The organism is Rubinisphaera margarita (assembly GCF_022267515.1).
In the GTDB taxonomy this organism is placed as follows: domain Bacteria; phylum Planctomycetota; class Planctomycetia; order Planctomycetales; family Planctomycetaceae; genus Rubinisphaera; species Rubinisphaera margarita.
Map to the genome: position 1 here is coordinate 17,986 of NZ_JAKFGB010000015.1, position 16,694 is coordinate 34,679.

Below are 16,694 nucleotides of genomic sequence, written 5' to 3' on the forward strand. Positions count from 1 at the left end.
AATCGTTCGGTCCTCGTAGAGATCTCGCCCATGGCGCAGCCTCTTGTGACTTCGTCACCCGCCCGGGACGGACGGGCCACCCGTCGACGTTCTAACTCCTACTGGAAGCGTCGGCCTTAGAAGCATGCCACACGCATTTCCCCCTCACGCTAACCCTCTCCCCCAGGGGCGAGGGGACTTGCCTGCATCGAGCGTCTAATTGCTGGGAACGGTTGCGACGAGTTCGGGCTATGCGGTGGTGTCACTGGAGAGCTCACGGACGACAACGCGGGAGCCGCGCATTTCGATGATCTCGATCGGCGAGTTCTGCTGGATGTAGGGGCCCTGCGTCACGACATCGACAATCTCGTCGGCGAAGCGGGCCTTGCCGGACGGGCGGAGGATTGTGGTCGCTTTTCCTTTCTGGCCGACGTGCAGTCCCTGTTGCGGGTTTGCCAGGTCGGGCCTCAACTGCAGGGACTCGGTATCCCCGGCGTGCTTACGGACGGGGGGAATCAGGACCACGTGCCGCAGAAACGGGATTTGGGGCAGGTACTTACTGATGACCATCGACGTGGCTATCACCGCGACGATCGGCACGGTGAGCATCGTGACCACCTGCACGAATTTCTGCGAGTCGACTTCGGGTTCAATGTTGTTGAACGTCTCACTCGCGAGCACTAACGAAAGGACCATCATCAGTCCGCCGGAGACACCGAAGACGCCGAAGCCCGGCACGATGAAGATCTCCATCAGAATACAGGCTATACCCATTACGAACAGCACGATTTCAAGTCCGGTCGCCGTGCCGCCCAGGTACCGACTCCAGAAGAAGATTCCGAAGCAGAGCGCCGAGCAGATGCCGAAGATTCCGACCATGAAATGCAGTTCGATATAGATGCAGATGATCGCGACGAACAGCAGGAAACCGGTCACGAACGGGTCGTTTAGAATGTAAACCAGCGTGTCGACCCACGTGCGACCCACGGCGTCGAGTTTCACATCGGCCGGGATGTTGAGTCGGTCTTTGAGCTCATCGAGATCCTGCACGACGCCGGCCGCAATCTTCAGTTCAACCGCTCGATCGTCCTGTACTGTCAGCAGCTGATCCTTGGCCGACTCCGGAACGAGCGGCCCTTTGACCCATTCTCCGTTGGAGTCGTTGATCTCCGCTTCGCTCATGTACCAGACGCGTCCGGTATCGCGATGCGTCACCTGAAAGACTTCGAGATCCTTGAACGACATCGCTTCGAGTAGAGCCGAGGGCCGGTTCTTGCGCTCGGCGAGTGACTTCAGCGTCTGCCGAAGCGGGCTGAGCAGCTTCTCGGGAACGCGTTTGAACGCTCCGTCGAACTCCTGCTGAATCACGCCGGCATCGCCGATCTGACCATCCGGACCCATGTAGATTTCATCGCACCCCAGTGCGGTGATGGCAGCCGAGCTGATGGCATGATCGGGGACGTAAGCGATCGTCCGCACATCCTTGTCTTCGAGATCGGCAATCAGGTTCGCCAGATTGGTCCCGGACATCAGATACCCGCCGGGCGACTCAATCCGGAAGATCAGCACTTCGGCGTCTTCCACCAGGGCCCGTTCGATCTGCCGCTGGATGAAGGCTTCGAGCACGGGGTCGATGATGTCGGTCACTTCAATCAGTTTGACGACCGTCGATTCCCCCTGGCCGCGATGCTCCCGCAGGTTCTGCGGGTCGATGCCGTACAGGTCGGCCAGTTCGGCTCGGGTATTCAGCGTCTGCGAAACGAGGATTCCGAGCTCGCGAGCCGCTTGCCCGGAGAAAATCCCCCGCTGGCCTTTGTCCTTGATCACTTCGACGTCGGTGATGGCCAGTTCGTTGTCTCTAAGCACCTTGGCCTGCTGTTCGGTCACGACCCGCTTCTCGGAGACGCCATCGCGTTCAATCGTGGCGACGAGCAGAGTGACCTGTGGATTGAGCATCCCCTGAACCAGATCACCATTGAGCCGCAGATTGTGACGCTTATCAACCAGCGAGAGCACGAGCTGTTCTTCATCGGGCTCGACCGCTTTCCCACGGCCGACATCGCCCAACTCGGCGTCTGGCTGCATGACAATATCCTGGCAGCCGAGCGCGATAACGACGTTGTTACCGGTGACCGTTTCCGGCACCCAGGCAATGGTTTTCACGCGATCGATTTTGGACGACGTGAGGAACTTCGCCAAGCCGTGAACCTGATAGAACTCGCTTTGTCCTGGCTTGATTTCGAGGATGAGAAAGGCGGGCCGGTTCTCGGTGCGGGCCAGTTCCTGTAATTTCAGCGCGGTGTTGCGGACGGTTCGGAAGACACTGTCGTCGACCGGACTGTCGACGACAACGTAGCGAGCGACCGGCGTCTTTGCCGGGCCGGCGGCCTTTTCTTCAACTTTATCGACCACCGGCTCCAGGTCGGCTTCATCGGCATGCAGACTCGGCGAGGCGAGTGCGGCCCACAGGCAAACCGCAAAGGAGCAGAGCCAGAAAGGAATCAGGCTGCTCGGCCGGGGTCGTTCGTAACTGCGCATGTTCACGTATCTCCGATTCAGGTCGCAAGACGGACGCCGTCTCTCGAGCGACGCACCCCCGATCCCATTCTCACCGCTCAAGGTGCGAAAATCCAGTATCGCTGCCCGAACGACGGGTAACGATTGCACCACGGCAGGATCAACCGGCGCGACCACGTCCCAGTACAACGAGACCGGGAGCGTTTCGGATCAATGAAGCTCCCTCAATTCAGCGGAAGGCCCGGCTGAAGAGGGACAAGTCGCTATTACGCGGCGTCAGGCCGCGGCGAGCGTGGAACTTTGAGAGAGTTCGCTGAGCAGCAAGCCGCCCCGGAGGGACGCGAAGCGGAAATCTGTGACGCGATGCAACATCGAGATCTGCAACGGCAGTTCCACGTTGAGCAACGTCTGCGAGAAAATATGCTCCAGACCGGCCGGCTTGGCCAGCGGACCACCAAGGATCAATGGCAGTCGTCGCGGCAACTGATTCAGTAACCGTGGGGTCAGTTCCTGCTGCACACGGTACAGGATCAGATGAGCCAGTTCCCGATACTGATTTCGCAACGCCAGGGTTCGCGGATCGACGATGCGGTTGAGCGTCAACACACCTTCCCGCCATTCCTGAAGCGGGCGGGCATCGAGAGCTTCGCGGCCGTCCTGCAGTCGAACGTAGTTCTTCTCCGACAGGGCGATCTCACGATCCATCCGGGCTCCGCCGAACGGCAGCGTGAAAGCGGCCACCTGACGGGTCTGAAACACGATGGAAACATCGATCGAGCTGTGGTCGAGATGAATGGCGATTCCAGAATAGCCGAAGTCGGATCCCTCGCCGAAGATCAGCCCCAGGCTCGGCGAGATCGTTTCCGGAGCATAGCCCCGCAGCTTGACCAGATGGTTGAGGAAGTGAAGATCGTGCTCTTCAACGGCCGAGTCATCGCTCAGAGCCGCAATCACCAGACCGCGTGATCCAGCCGGAGGAGACGGTGGAAGCAGCCCTTCCACCAGGGCTCCGAGGAGCTGACGCGACACGGGATCGTTCTGGCGAAGCCGCCCGCCATCGAGCACCGACTGCAGCGGAATGGACAACAGCTCGGCCAGTTCCCGGGCCGCCATGCCATAGACAAGGAGTCCTTCATCGCAGACCGCGACACCTTCGCCGTGTCGCTCCAGCAGGCGACGCTGAGCTTCGAGAGAACTGACGACCACATATTCTGTGGGGACGCGACGGGCCAGCAGGCGGCCTCCCTCCCGTCGCAGCGACCGAAACTCGCCGCCACCGAACTCAATTGCGATCTGCATGGTCAATCCACTTCCTGCCTGGATGAGTCGTTACCGCCTGAAGAACTCTCAGGGCCGTCTAGGAGTTCGAACTGGTCGACTGCTGGAACAGGGAATACTCGGACTCGCAGAGGCCGGTCTGGCCCTGCCACTGGACGTCGTCTTTGGTAACCGAACGACGGAAATGAGGTCCGGCGGAGCGACTTTCGCGCTCGGCCCGGGCTCCGGTCGAAATATGAGGCCGGGGAACTTCGTGAGCCGCGTCGATCCGGAATTCATACTGCAGGTGCGGCTTGCCGAAGAACTTCATCTCACGCGGCAACAGCACCCGCTCTTCAATCACGGGCGTACGTTCATCCACCCCGGTTGACTGCTCCGTCGCGGCGACAGCTTCCTGAACTGGAGCGGCTCGTCGCACGGGCTTCTCGCGAACCGGTTGCGGAATCTCTTCGGAAAGTCCTCGCTGATTCAGATGCGCTCGAATGGAGGCAAAGATCACCGTCACGACGCCGATGACAACAATCGCGCCGGCGACAAAGCCAATCAGCGACGCCGTCGAGGAAGCGGGCGGTTCGAGCGGATTGGGCACGACTTCGCCGGCAGCAGCCATGTGAATCTCGCCCCGTTCAGAAGGCACGCCGTCATTGCGGGTCACCGTGTAGGAATCGGGGGCGGCCGACTGGAATTCTTCGAACAGGTCGCGTCCGCTGGCGTCGGTCACGGTGTCTTCCGTCCCCGGGATCATCAGAGCGGCTACGCGGGGATTGGACTCCTCCTCACGGTGGGTCATATCGGCTGCGGGAGCCGGTTCGGCTGTTGGATTCGGCAGTGCGGAGGGAACCGAAAGCCCCGGGACGCTCGACTCGGTCGCTGACGACGCGGTGACTGACGACTGGAAGAACGACCGCTGAGGTTTAGCTTCGACCGCAGCCGCAGGTGTTGCTGTTTCATTCATAGACTGCAGCGGCGGCACCGGCGCCAGATCCGAAGAGACATCACGGGGCGTTTGCTCCGCAGAGGACTCCTGCGACCAGCCTGGCACCGAATTAAACGGAGTTGTCGGACGCTTCAGCGGTTCATTGGTAACGGCCGGCGGAGTCGATTCCGCTGTAGCAAAGTCGAGAACCGAAGGAAGCCGTGGAAGGTCGTCCGTGCTGACCAGGCGGGGGGGAACCGAAAGAACCATCCCGCTGGAAAGCAGACCCGGTTCCGTACGGGATCGATCTCCCGCCACAACGACCGTGCCCGCCGCGACGCGAGCGGGCTGCTTGAGCCAGTAGGTCAGCAGACTGTCGACGGTGAGTCCAGATTCCCAGAGCGGCATCACGACCGGATGCGGCTGCAGACCGATGAGCACGACATGGCCCTGGTGCGCATCGGCATTCGCGGTCTTTTGTTGCTGGCTGCGAACAACGGACACTGAATCGCTCTTCGTGGAGTTGCTGAACGAAACCGTTCGAGCCCGCCCTGGAGCGGACTGTTCGATGATGACGACATCGCCCGGCCGAAGTTTGTAGTCAATCTCTGGCGTATAAAGCAGCACCACGCCGGCCCGACCGCCACGAACAATCTGAATTTTCCGGCCGGCGGAATCGAGGAGACCACCTGCCCGGGCGATGAGATCCTTCAAAGGAATCGACTCGGAGGTGAATTTGTACGTTCCCGGCGATTCGACCGCTCCCACCAGAGCGACAGCCGGAGCTTTCGCAGCCGCGTCCTTGGGGGACTCGAACTGAATCACCTTGGGAGCCAGCGCAAAGCACTGATGAGCAGGCGCGAGGACGATGACGGCCAGTCCCAGCCAGGCCATCCAGCGAACTCCCGAACGGGCGTGTTCTTTCGCGTTCATTCTGCTCTCCCGGCCCCGTCGTCCTGTCAAGTCTCGAAAGGGAATGGTTACGTGTGGTCGCGGTTCCTCGCCGTCCGATCGGCCTGAGTGAGCCGGTTCGATGCGGTAATGCCTGAGTCGTCAGGACCAGATGAGTGACGCTCGCCTCAGAGGCGCGAGAAACAATCCGCACGCGCAGGACGACCGTCGGGTGGGAAACCCGCTATAATCCTGATAATCGGCAAAACTGGTCGCGGACATTCACGCATTTCTATGCTCACGACCTCAGCAGCCAAACGAATCTGCAAAGCGGGTAATCTGGGAACTCAAGGCGAACTCCTCATGTGGCTCGGCGGCACTTTCTGGTGGGTGATCATCTTCGGGCCGATCGTCTTCGGACTCATTGTCCTGATGCTGATTTTCTTTTTGATGGGCGGCGGGACGACCTTTCTCGACTTCCTTTCCGTGCTCTTCAATACCGGCGCCAAGCTGACCTGCTGGCACTGCGGTCAGGAGACCCTGGCCGAACGCAAGCACTGCCGCCATTGCGGCAAAGAGTTGCAGTAAGAGTCTGTCAGGGATCGCGCATGAAAAAAGCCACACCGAAGTGTGGCTTGAATCACTTTGCTGGATCGCGATCCCAAAAACAGAACGCTCTAGCTGTCGTGACGCAGGACGAGCATGCCGAGCGGCGGGAGCACGACTTCGACACTGTTTTTCCGACCGTGCATCGGCGTGTTCGTTGATACCACCTTACCGGCATTGCCGACATCCGTGCCGCCGTAACGATGGGCGTCGCTGTTGAGAATTTCCTGATACGTTCCGGGCAACGGCACGCCAACACGGTATTTCTCACGGGGAACCGGCGTGAAGTTGAAGATGCAGACCAGCGTTTCGGTCACGTTCTTCGACATCCGGCAGAACGCGTAGGTACTGTTCTCGGCGTCGTCGGCATGAATCCAGGAGAAGCCCGCTTCACTGAAGTCGACTTCGTGCAGAGCCGGGTGCTCCCGCATTACGCGGTTCAGATCGCCAATAAAATTGCGGATGCCATCGTGCTGTGTGTTCCCGATGAGAGCCCAGTCGAGCTCGGCATCGTGATTCCACTCATGCCACTGAGCCATTTCGCAGCCCATGAACAGCAGTTTCTTACCCGGCATGCAGTACTGGTAACCATAGAGCAGCCGCAGGTTGGCGAACTGCTGCCAGTAATCGCCCGGCATCTGCGAGATGAGCGCTTTCTTCCCATGCACGACTTCGTCGTGCGAGAGGGGCAGGACAAAGTTCTCGGTGAAGGCGTAGATCATCCGGAACGACAGCTCGTTCTGGTGATGCTTGCGGTGCACGGGGTTGTGGCGGATGTAATGCAGCGTGTCATTCATCCAGCCCATGTCCCACTTCATGGTGAAGCCGAGTCCACCCTCGTAGACCGGACGGGAAACACCGCCCCAGGCGGTCGATTCTTCCGCCAGCGACAGCACGCCCGGGAACTCTCCATGCAGCATGACGTTCAGATCTTTGAGGAACTGAATTGCTTCCAGATTCTCGCGACCGCCGTGACGGTTCGGAATCCACTCGCCGTCCTTCCGGGAGTAATCGAGGTACAGCATCGAAGCGACCGCATCGACGCGGATACCGTCGATGTGATACTTGTCGAGCCAGAAGCGGGCACTCGACAGCAGGAAGTCGCGGACTTCGTTGCGGCCGAAGTTAAAGATGAACGTGTTCCAGTCCGGGTGGAAGCCCTGACGGGGATCGGCGTGTTCGTAGAGAGCCGTGCCGTCGAAGTTGCCGATCGAATGTCCGTCGGTCGGGAAGTGAGCCGGAACCCAGTCGATGATCACGCCAATGCCGGCCTGATGGAACTGGTCGATGAAGTACTTGAAGTCTTCTGGACTTCCGAAACGCGAGGTCGGGGCAAAGTAGCCGGTCGTCTGATAGCCCCAGGACCCATCGAACGGGTGTTCGGTGATCGGCATCAGCTCGATGTGCGTGTAGCCCATTTCCTGGACGTAGTTGAGCATTTCGTCAGCAAGTTCGCGGTACGTGAAATACTGGCGGCCATCTTTGGGACGCTTCCAGGAACCGAGATGGACCTCATAGATGGAGATCGGCTGCGACATCCATTCGGTCTTGCGGCGGTAATCCATCCACCCGCCGTCCTGCCACTGGTAGTCGTCCTGATAGACGATAGACGCCGTCTTCGGCGGCTGTTCGCTGTAGAATGCGTAGGGATCCGACTTCTCGAGGATCTGGCCGGTCGGGGATTCAATGGCGAACTTGTAGGTGTCGCCGACTTTGACGCCGGGAATGAATCCCGACCAGATTCCCGAATCACTGCCGAAGAGTTCGTTCTCACCGGGCGTCCAGGAATTGCGGTCGCAAATGACAGAAACGCGGCGTGCATTGGGGGCCCAGACCGCGAAGCGGGTACCAGAAACACCTTCGTGTTCGCCAGGGTGTGCTCCAAGATAGTCGTACATTTTGCAGTGCATTCCTCTCGCTAGGGCAACCAGATCGGCTGGGGACCAGACGATGCGACCCGTGGGGGCAGCGGCAGGACGTCGGTCCGGTTTGGACGTACGAAGTTGGGTCTGGGGAGATGTTGAACTCATGGTAATCGGTATCCATGCCGGTTACTAATCAGACTTCCCGGCGAAGACAGGCCCGGGAACCCGACAGCAACGGACTCCTGAGATGTCGGTCGCTTCCGAAGACTTCAAGGGGTCGACCGACAGCGTGAAGGTGGGACGAGCGGCAATGCTCAGGCCGACAGCAATTCAGCAGTTCTCGTACCACTCTTTTTCAACTCTAACAGCTGATTATCACGCTCACAAGACCGCTCTGCTACTGGAGTTGATGCTATCTTACGATTCCGATGTGTCCAGATTGAACCGAACTGGTCTCACCACTTCTCGTCCAAATCAGCCCCCCTTGCCAGAAGATTTGCACACTTCCCTTTCCGCCTCGGAGGGAATGAGTACACTCAGGCTTACATCAGCGCATGTTGACGCGTTCTCGTTTCTCGACGCTGATGACCTTTCCGACATCCTGATTGAATGACAGTAGACGAACACCATGGACGAAGAACTGTCTGTCTGGCTGAGTGGAGCCGCTGGTTGCCTGGCTCTTGGATTTGGGATCTATAAAGCTCGCTGGGTGATGAAATGCGATCCCGGCGATGCGCACTTGAAGGAGATCGGAGCAGCGGTCCGGGAAGGTGCTCATGCCTTCCTCTACCGCGAATACCGGGTACTCGCGATCTTCGTCATCGTGGTCGCGGTCATACTCAGTCTGACTTATCAGGCCGAGCAGCGTCTGGTCGCCTTATCGTTTGCTGTCGGGGCCATGTGTTCGGCGATCGCCGGCTACGTCGGGATGATCATCGCCACCGCGGCAAACATGCGAACCACTCAGGCGGCTCGCACGAGTCTGAATGAAGCCCTGCTGGTCGCCTTCTCCGGCGGCACCGTAATGGGAATGTCGGTGGTCGGGCTCGGACTGGTTGGCCTTTCCGGCCTGCTGCTGGCCTACACCGGTCAATTCGGATTCGACATCCCCGCTCTGACCGAAACCGTGCTCCCCGTGTTGAGCGGGTTTGCCATGGGGGCCAGCTCGATCGCACTGTTCGCTCGCGTTGGCGGCGGAATTTTCACCAAAGCCGCCGATGTGGGAGCCGACCTGGTCGGGAAAGTCGAAGCCGGCATTCCCGAAGACTCTCCGCGCAACCCGGCCACGATCGCCGATAACGTCGGGGATAATGTCGGGGATGTCGCTGGCATGGGCGCCGATCTGTTCGAGTCTTACGTGGGGTCTATCATCGGGGCGATGGTGCTCGGAGCAGCGGCCGGTTCGGTGGAACTGGTTCTCTTCCCACTGATTCTCGCAGGCACCGGGATTCTCTTCTCCATCATGGGGACCTTTCTGGTAAAGACGCGTGAAGGAGGCAACCCGCAGACGGCTCTGAATGCGGGAACGCTGGGAGCCGCCTTCGTGATGATTCTTTGCACGCTGCCTCTCGTGATGTTCCTCATTCCCGAGTCATTCACACTCGACGACACAAGCTATCAGCGATTCGGCGTCTTCGGGGCAGTTGTGGTTGGACTCGTCGCGGGCGTCTTCATTGGCCTGCTTACCGAATACTACACAGCGGAGAGCCGGGGACCCGCTCGGCGGATCGCCCAGCAGAGCCAGACAGGAGCCGCCACGAATATCATCGCTGGTCTCGGGGTCGGGATGGTGTCGACCTGCCTGCCGGTGGTCTGTCTGATCGGAGCCGTTCTGGCCGCATATCATTTCGCCGGACTTTATGGAATTGCCATCGCCGCGCTCGGCATGCTGGCCACAACCGGAATCCAACTGGCGGTCGACGCCTATGGGCCGATTGCTGACAACGCCGGCGGACTGGCCGAGATGTGCGAACTTCCCCCCGAAGTTCGCGGCCGAACCGACAAACTCGATTCCGTCGGCAACACCACGGCGGCCATCGGCAAGGGGTTCGCCATTGGCTCGGCTGCGTTGACGGCGCTGGCGCTGTTCGCCGCCTTCCGACAACAGACGAACCTGACCGGGATCGATGTCACGAAACCCTCGGTCACGGCCGGACTGTTTCTGGGCGCGATGTTGCCCTACCTGTTCTCCGCGTTCGCCATGGGAGCCGTGGGGCGAGCCGCGTTCAAGATGATCGAAGAAGTCCGCCGCCAGTTCCGTGAGATTCCCGGCATTCTCGAAGGGACCGGAAGACCCGACTATGCCCGCTGCGTCGACATCGCGACCAAAGCCGCGATCCGCGAAATGGCCGTGCCCGCTCTGCTCGGAATCCTCACGCCCATCGCCATTGGCCTGCTCGGAGGAGCGGAGATGCTGGGCGGTCTGCTGGTCGGCACGACGGCTTCCGGAGTGATGCTGGCTCTGTTCATGTCAAACGCCGGCGGCGCCTGGGACAATGCCAAGAAGCATATCGAAGCCGACAACTATGGCGGCAAGAACTCCGAAGCTCACAAAGCTGCCGTCATCGGCGACACCGTCGGCGACCCCTTCAAAGACACCGCCGGCCCCAGCCTGAACATCCTCATCAAACTGATGAGCGTCGTCGCCCTGGTCATCGCCCCATTGCTGGTCTGATTGAAGCATCCGCGATGCTCCCCCGGGTGCACCGAAAGATCGTGCCTGTTTGGCGGGGGCCGTTTTGCTCTCGGCGGCGAGGAATTTCGTTGGCATATTGAACGCTCCAGGGTAAAGAGCGTTTATGGCGGAACGCAAACGGACCTATGATGAATTCGCCGCGCTCGTTGAGCAGCAGACGGAGTGATCGAAAAACTGCGGCGGCGGACCACCGATCTCGTGCAGTTGATCGAAGAGATCCCGCCGCCGCGACCGATCTGCGTCAAACTCACGACCTGGACCGGCGTCTGCGAGGAATGCGGCCGGGAAGTGGAGAGCACTCATCCGCTGCAGACATCCACGGCTTGCGGTGTTGGCTTTCTTTGACCCGGCACACATGACGGCGGCGGCTTGGGCTTTTTGCTCAAGCTCGATCTCACACAGTGTGCTTCTCATTGAGACTGGACGCCTCATGGACCGAAGTCCGACAATGGGCAACTGCCTGTTGCTCCGCAACCCGGAGATAAGGATCTCGATTCATTTAAAGAGGCAATGCGTGAACGCTGGGAAGTCTTATGGAATATGAGCAACCTGCCATGAAACAAACATGCCCAATTTGTGGTTACAAGACCTTGGACGCCCGTTGTGGCTGGGATATTTGCCCGGTCTGTTTTTGGGAGGATGATGTGTTAATCATCGATACCGACAAGTCGAGCCCTGCTAACGGTGGATTAAAAGTGTCCGAAGCGCAAGCGAATTATATTGTCTTCCGCTGTTGTTCTAGAAAGCATGTGACAGATGTCCGAGAGCCACGGCCTGACGAAGAACGTGACCCGGTATGGCAACCATTGTCTGAAGCATTTTCCCTAGCAGAATCTTTGCGTTCGGATGGCAATTCCCGACATTGATCGACTGTGCCCGCTTGAAGGTTTGCAGCCTGGCCGGTCGAGCAGGTTTCCACGGCTTGCGGTGTTGGCTTCCTTTGGCGCGGCACGCCTGACGGCGGCGGCATTGGCTTTTTGCTCAAACGCGATTGCCCACAGTTTGCTTCGAATTGAGATTGGATGCATCATGGACGGAAGCTCGTCAATGGGCGACTGCCTGTTGCTCCGCAACCCGGAGATAAACCTCCGGGCTATCCCGCGTGAAGATCGAAAGGATTAAATGACCGTGGAGTATCGGTATACAAAACATCAAGTCGCACGAGGCACGAGAGCCGATGCCGAACGGAACGATGCGTTCTTCCTCTTGAAGAACGTGACTTCATTGCGGCTGACCTATCAGATTCGGCTGCTGACGTTTCGGGCAAAGGATACTGGACGCAAGTTGGTGATCCGCATTCCGTCGGTTTGCAAGCTCCATCCGGAGCTTCGAGCGTTTCAGAAGGAGCATTCCAAGACAATCCGCATTGAGAAGGTGTAGCCGATGGGACTTTACTTATGTGTGTTTAACGAAGACGAAGAGCTGGAAGGCGTTGAGGTTGGCAGCTATTCCGACTTCGAGTTCTTCCGAAGCAGCGTGACGGAGCTTTTAGAAGAGGGATCAGCAGGAAGCAGATTTCCTACCCTCATTAACCATGCTGATTCGGATGGTGAATGGTCGCCTGCCGAGTGCGAAACGCTCAAAGCTGAACTGCTGGCAATTTCAGAAGGGTTTCACCAGCTACCGGGAGTTCAGTTTCGGGCTGAATGGCAACAGGAGGTTGGCGACTCCCTTGGACTGAAACCATCGTCTCTCGACGAATCTTTCATCGATGTTGACGGTGAGCCACTTCTGGACCGGCTTGTTCACCTTTGTGATGTCGCAATTGATCGGCATTGCCCAATCCTCTTTCAATAGCAAGACATGAAGATCACGCCCCCGGCATTCGCCTCAACGCCTTGGCAGCTGGCTTCGCTTTGAGCATCATCACCGGCGATACCGTGGGCTTGGGCTTCTGTTTCACCTTCGACTGATCCAACGGGTTGACGTTGCTCATGCCGGGCTGAGCCCGCTTGTCATTGCCCAGCGACAAGCCTTCCCGCACTGCCCGTTGCTCCGCCAGCCATTTGTGAAACGTCTTCATGCTGGTATCTACGCCGCTGCGGTGTTCTTTCTACCGCTCTCAGCCTTGATCCTCCCTGATCGGTCGGCGGCTTCGGTTGCTTCCCGTGCGTGCGTGACGATTCGCCGTGCGATAAAGAACAGCACCGCACGGAGCTGCTGCAACAACGAGAGCGAGCACCTTGGCTGTCAGAATCAGGTGGCGAAGAATATTTGCACCCCGGACGTCAGCCAGTGCGCGACGAGTTTAGTGAGTGGAGCAGGGGACTGGGAGCGGGGGGTCTGCCATGCCAATTTGCGCTCTCAAAAATACGCGCGTCATTCGGAGAGTCTCGAAGATTCGCGTCTCGCTCGTTTTCAGGCGAGGAGCGTTCGTGGTTCCGTCCTGAACAGGAGAGACGGCAGGCACGGAGACCGGTAAGACGCAGCTTGTTTCTCACTGAGATTGGATGCATCATGGACGGAAGCTCGTCAATGGGCTACTGCTTGTTGCTGCGCAACCCGGAGATAAACCTCCGGGCCATCCCGCCACACACCTGCTGGCAGATGGTTACGACATTCGTACCGTCCAGGAACTCCTGGGTCACAAGGACGTTCGCACGACGATGATCTACACGCACGTCTTGAACCGAGGCGGACGCGGTGTCCGCAGCCCGGCTGACGGTCTGACTCGCGATCCAGGTGCGTGATATGATGAAACATCCTATCACGCAGCGAAAGTGTTGAAAAAGAAGCAACCAAAGAGTATCATTTGGCTTACGACAATTGGCGTCCTGCGCGTTAGGCTGACAAAGATGCAGCCTACAGGTGATACGTTGATCAATCTATAAACAAGTTCGCATCAATAGAAGCAATGGTAGTTCCAGCTCGATTTCGCGTCACAAAGCCTACCAAGAAATTGGTGCTCGAGATGACGGAGCTATGTAACTCTATCGAACGAGCATCGAGCGGTTCTACGGAACAGCATGAACTCATCGTAAAGTGGAATCAAAAGACGACACGTCCTTACGAACTCCATGAATTTGAAAACTACTGGCGCGCGGTCGATCAAAAGGTGTTCGTAAAGGAAGCTCTGTGTCCTTCTGCCAAATACGTCGCGGATCTCACTTACCCTGAAGCTCGTGCTATCCTCGAAGAGATCTGTACCGCCGCGTTGCCCGAGCATCTGATCTCGTATTACATTGACTTTCTCGACCGCCAATTCCCAAACTGCAGAGCGAGTGACTTGATATACTGGCCAGATTGTTGGTTCGATGACCCGTCCATGATCCGCGACGTCAATGGAGCATTCAAGTCGGAAGCCAACCTCACAACTGACCAAATTCTTCACTACTTAATGACAAAATCGGATCGCCGTCTTCCGGAAGCATTTGACGACGTCCAACTTCCATTTCCTATGCCAACGAAATGGTGATGCGAACAAGAAAATGCACCCGAGTTGCCGGTCGGGCGTTTCCTCAAATCAAAGTCACTTGGCGGCAACCGGGTGATTTTTGTCGTTCGCCCTCAACGTGACCATGCCGTCGAATTCCCCTGATTCACCGAGTGACCCCGCCTTGCTCGGGTCCTGGCGTGTAATGTCTACGGACATGATCGTGGGCAAGACCGTATCATTGATCGGAGGACTTCCGGGAGAGTACGTCGAATTTACACCTGACGGACGCTATCGAGTGGACCTATTGGATCGCAGGCCCAGCGAGAGTCGATATTCGACTGTCGTCGCGGAACCCAACAACTCGCTCGATGTGTGGTCTGACGGCCTTGAATCATTAGTTGCGCAATGCATCTATCAAATAGATCGTGATGAGCTGACCGTGTGTGTTGCAGGCAACCATCGCCAGCGGCCTACGGAAATTCGGCGGGACGATGACAAACTCTGGTGCGTCATCACATTTACACGTGCTGAACCGCCAAAGAGACGTAAGCGGGCAAAGTCCGAACCTCTGCTGAAGAATGGGTCGCTCATTCCTGCAGCTTTCATGAAAGACCCCAACGAAGAATCGAAGTGAACGAATCGAGGGCGAACAAGGCGGTCAACCCGAGCGGCGGATCGGGCGTTTTCTGAAATCAAAGGTTCTTGGCCGCCGCCGGGTTACCTTGGTCGTTCTGTCGCTTGAAGCATGGACTCGACGTGTCGAAAAATCCTCAAAGTCCCGTTCGACGCGCTGGTCAGCGTTTGCTGTCAATTGTGATTACAGTACCTGTTGCGGTGCTTGCCGGGCTGGCTGCCGTTTTCCTGCTTGACGCGGTACTTCCCCACGGCAAGGGTTGGCAGTTGCCTACCATATTCCTGGGTGGATTCATATCGGCAAGTGTGGCCGGTGTTGCTTGCTTGCGTGCCGTCGGAACAGGCCGCGTCTCGGTCCAGGAAATGGATGACGAACACCCGCTCGACAAGACTTGAAACTCGGCACTTTTACTCGAACCTGTGGCCGCGCGCTCGACGTAATGATAGACTGTATCTATGACGCTCCAAGAACTTGAAAACTCGATTTCCAAATTGCCACCTGAAGACCTCGCGAAGTTCCGCGAATGGTTTTGGAGATTTGACGCGAAAAACTGGGATACCCAGTTCGAGGCAGATGTTTCCGGCGGGAGGCTGGATAGCTTGGCGAACGCAGCAATTCGCGAACATCGAGCGGGCGAATCGACCGAACTATGAATCATTTTGCGAGCCCTGGGTTCTGGCACTGCTACAAGGCTTTGCCCGCCGAGGTCCGATCGCTTGCGGACAAGAACTTCCGACTATTACGTGAAGACCCTAGCCATCCGTCATTGCACTTCAAAAAGGTAGGGCGATATCGTTCCGCACGTGTTGGTCTCCAATACAGAGCATTGGCCGTCGAAGTCGAAGATGGGCTACTCTGGTTCTGGATTGGAAACCATTCCGAATACGATCGGCTGATCAGCTCGTAGCTCATCGGCGATCGCGAAAGAACAAAGCGTTGGACGCGGAGCCGCGGGTCGCGTCTTTTCTGGAGTCAACGTTGGTTGGCCGCGGCCCGGTCAACTCAATCGTCAGGCATGAAATCAAAGCTACATGATCTAGCTGCGAGTGTAGAAGACGAGGAGTCATTCATTCTGTTCGTGAAAGCACTGGTCGAGGATCGTGAGATCGCAGTAAAAAAGGAATCGATTTCACCCTCTCCTGGCACCGGACCAGAAACTGGTGGTTGGGAAAATGGGACCATCGAAGATTATTTAAAAGGCGCACTGGCTTGGGCAGAGGATTCTGAGTTTGGTCGCAGCATGGCATTCCCAGAGTTTGAAATGAAAGATGTTTCAGATTGGAAAAGATTCGCATCCTTCTTAATGGCTGGAAAGGTGCATGAGTGAAATGCCTTATAATACAAACTTCGTTACCAGGTCGAACGCTGCTTCGCCTGGATGACACACTTCCGCCGCCTTAACGTTCGCTGGGAGTACCACTGGCACCTCTTCGAAGGCTTCTGGCAACTCGCCTGCATGTTCACTATCCTCAAGCGGTTATGAAACTGGTTCTAGCGTTTCTTCACCTTTCGTGTGGGGTTCGGCTTGATACAGACTTTCGCTCTGAGCTGCTTGCCCCGTTGACGAATCGCATCCGAATCATAGGCCGCATGCGCCACATTCATCGCCACTTTGCCACGTTCAAATGTGCTCCGCAGGAACTCCCCTTGGGCAGCATCGCCCCGTTGACCAGCGGGGAGGATCAATCGACCGCTTTGACCCGTCACCGCGTGAATCTTTGTCGTCAAATCACCTCGGCTCCGGCAGGGAAGCTCCTTTGACAGTGCGTGCTGAGTTTATCGAGTGGAGCAGGGGACCGGGATCGGGGTTCCCGCCAGGCCGTAGCGAAACAGGTACGAAAGATCCTTTCGGGGCGGGGCCGCTGTGAGGAGAGGGGATTTGACTCTTGAGTTGCGTACGCTCGCAAGCACGTCGAGTTGAAAATCTTCCGGACCGT

16 protein-coding genes and 1 pseudogene are annotated in these 16,694 nt (G+C 57.8%); 11 read left to right on the forward strand and 6 right to left on the reverse strand.

The genetic code is table 11. The annotated features are described in order from the left end of the window. Nucleotides 1-228: 228 nt before the first annotated feature. The 3 genes from L1A08_RS16410 to L1A08_RS16420 form a co-directional block, all read right to left on the reverse strand. Nucleotides 229-2,517 carry an NfeD family protein gene (locus L1A08_RS16410; protein WP_238757538.1) on the reverse strand — a complete coding sequence of 763 codons (2,289 nt, stop codon included), beginning with the start codon at nt 2,515-2,517 and terminating at the stop codon, nt 229-231. 255 nt (nt 2,518-2,772) lie between these two features. Further along, the gene (locus L1A08_RS16415) at nt 2,773-3,795 is read right to left on the reverse strand and encodes a hypothetical protein (RefSeq protein WP_238757539.1); all 1,023 of its coding nucleotides are present in this window, start codon (nt 3,793-3,795) and stop codon (nt 2,773-2,775) included. Nucleotides 3,796-3,853: 58 nt separating this feature from the next. Next, a complete protein-coding gene (locus tag L1A08_RS16420; protein WP_238757540.1) occupies nt 3,854-5,623 on the reverse strand; it encodes an SLBB domain-containing protein in 1,770 nt (589 codons plus the stop codon). Nucleotides 5,624-5,875: 252 nt separating this feature from the next. On the opposite strand from L1A08_RS16420, the gene L1A08_RS16425 reads away from it, so the two are divergent. Further along, entirely contained in the window at nt 5,876-6,169 is a 294-nt protein-coding gene (locus L1A08_RS16425; RefSeq protein ID WP_238757541.1) for a hypothetical protein, read from the forward strand. 89 nt (nt 6,170-6,258) lie between these two features. Here the strand turns inward: L1A08_RS16425 and glgB are convergent, their stop codons facing one another. Beyond that, nucleotides 6,259-8,217, reverse strand: a complete 1,959-nt coding sequence (gene glgB, locus L1A08_RS16430) for a 1,4-alpha-glucan branching protein GlgB (RefSeq protein ID WP_261362929.1) — start codon at nt 8,215-8,217, stop codon at nt 6,259-6,261. Nucleotides 8,218-8,299: 82 nt separating this feature from the next. Here glgB and L1A08_RS16435 point away from each other — a divergent pair, with 82 nt between their 5' ends. The 6 genes from L1A08_RS16435 (at nt 8,300) to L1A08_RS16455 (ending at nt 12,544) form a co-directional block, all read left to right on the forward strand. After that, entirely contained in the window at nt 8,300-8,665 is a 366-nt protein-coding gene (locus L1A08_RS16435; RefSeq protein WP_238757543.1) for a hypothetical protein, read from the forward strand. A 15-nt stretch (nt 8,666-8,680) separates the two neighbouring features. Beyond that, nucleotides 8,681-10,726 (forward strand): sodium-translocating pyrophosphatase, encoded by a 2,046-nt coding sequence (locus L1A08_RS16440; RefSeq protein ID WP_238757545.1) that lies wholly within the window; start codon nt 8,681-8,683, stop codon nt 10,724-10,726. Between the two features lie 183 nt (nt 10,727-10,909). Further along, nucleotides 10,910-11,092 carry a hypothetical protein gene (locus L1A08_RS16445; protein ID WP_238757546.1) on the forward strand — a complete coding sequence of 61 codons (183 nt, stop codon included), beginning with the start codon at nt 10,910-10,912 and terminating at the stop codon, nt 11,090-11,092. 209 nt (nt 11,093-11,301) lie between these two features. Beyond that, nucleotides 11,302-11,613 carry a CPCC family cysteine-rich protein gene (locus L1A08_RS23020; RefSeq protein ID WP_390896909.1) on the forward strand — a complete coding sequence of 104 codons (312 nt, stop codon included), beginning with the start codon at nt 11,302-11,304 and terminating at the stop codon, nt 11,611-11,613. Nucleotides 11,614-11,869: 256 nt separating this feature from the next. Beyond that, entirely contained in the window at nt 11,870-12,127 is a 258-nt protein-coding gene (locus tag L1A08_RS16450; protein ID WP_238757547.1) for a hypothetical protein, read from the forward strand. Nucleotides 12,128-12,130: 3 nt separating this feature from the next. Then, complete coding sequence (locus L1A08_RS16455) at nt 12,131-12,544, forward strand: Imm70 family immunity protein (RefSeq protein WP_238757548.1); 414 nt, start codon at nt 12,131-12,133, stop codon at nt 12,542-12,544. A gap of 13 nt (nt 12,545-12,557) precedes the next feature. Here L1A08_RS16455 and L1A08_RS16460 read toward each other — a convergent pair whose 3' ends face one another. Continuing rightward, the gene (locus tag L1A08_RS16460; RefSeq protein ID WP_238757549.1) at nt 12,558-12,770 is read right to left on the reverse strand and encodes a hypothetical protein; all 213 of its coding nucleotides are present in this window, start codon (nt 12,768-12,770) and stop codon (nt 12,558-12,560) included. 505 nt (nt 12,771-13,275) lie between these two features. Here L1A08_RS16460 and L1A08_RS16465 point away from each other — a divergent pair. The 4 genes and pseudogenes from L1A08_RS16465 to L1A08_RS16480 form a co-directional block, all read left to right on the forward strand. After that, nucleotides 13,276-13,437, forward strand: a pseudogene (locus L1A08_RS16465) (tyrosine-type recombinase/integrase); the annotation flags it as partial. A 212-nt stretch (nt 13,438-13,649) separates the two neighbouring features. Then, complete coding sequence (locus L1A08_RS16470) at nt 13,650-14,162, forward strand: hypothetical protein (protein ID WP_238757550.1); 513 nt, start codon at nt 13,650-13,652, stop codon at nt 14,160-14,162. A gap of 1,050 nt (nt 14,163-15,212) precedes the next feature. Next, complete coding sequence (locus L1A08_RS16475; RefSeq protein ID WP_238757551.1) at nt 15,213-15,410, forward strand: hypothetical protein; 198 nt, start codon at nt 15,213-15,215, stop codon at nt 15,408-15,410. A gap of 362 nt (nt 15,411-15,772) precedes the next feature. After that, nucleotides 15,773-16,084 (forward strand): DUF7660 family protein, encoded by a 312-nt coding sequence (locus tag L1A08_RS16480; RefSeq protein ID WP_238757553.1) that lies wholly within the window; start codon nt 15,773-15,775, stop codon nt 16,082-16,084. Between the two features lie 164 nt (nt 16,085-16,248). Here the strand turns inward: L1A08_RS16480 and L1A08_RS16485 are convergent, their stop codons facing one another. Next, nucleotides 16,249-16,485, reverse strand: coding sequence for a hypothetical protein (locus tag L1A08_RS16485; protein WP_238757555.1), 237 nt, complete (start codon nt 16,483-16,485; stop codon nt 16,249-16,251). Nucleotides 16,486-16,694 lie beyond the last annotated feature (209 nt).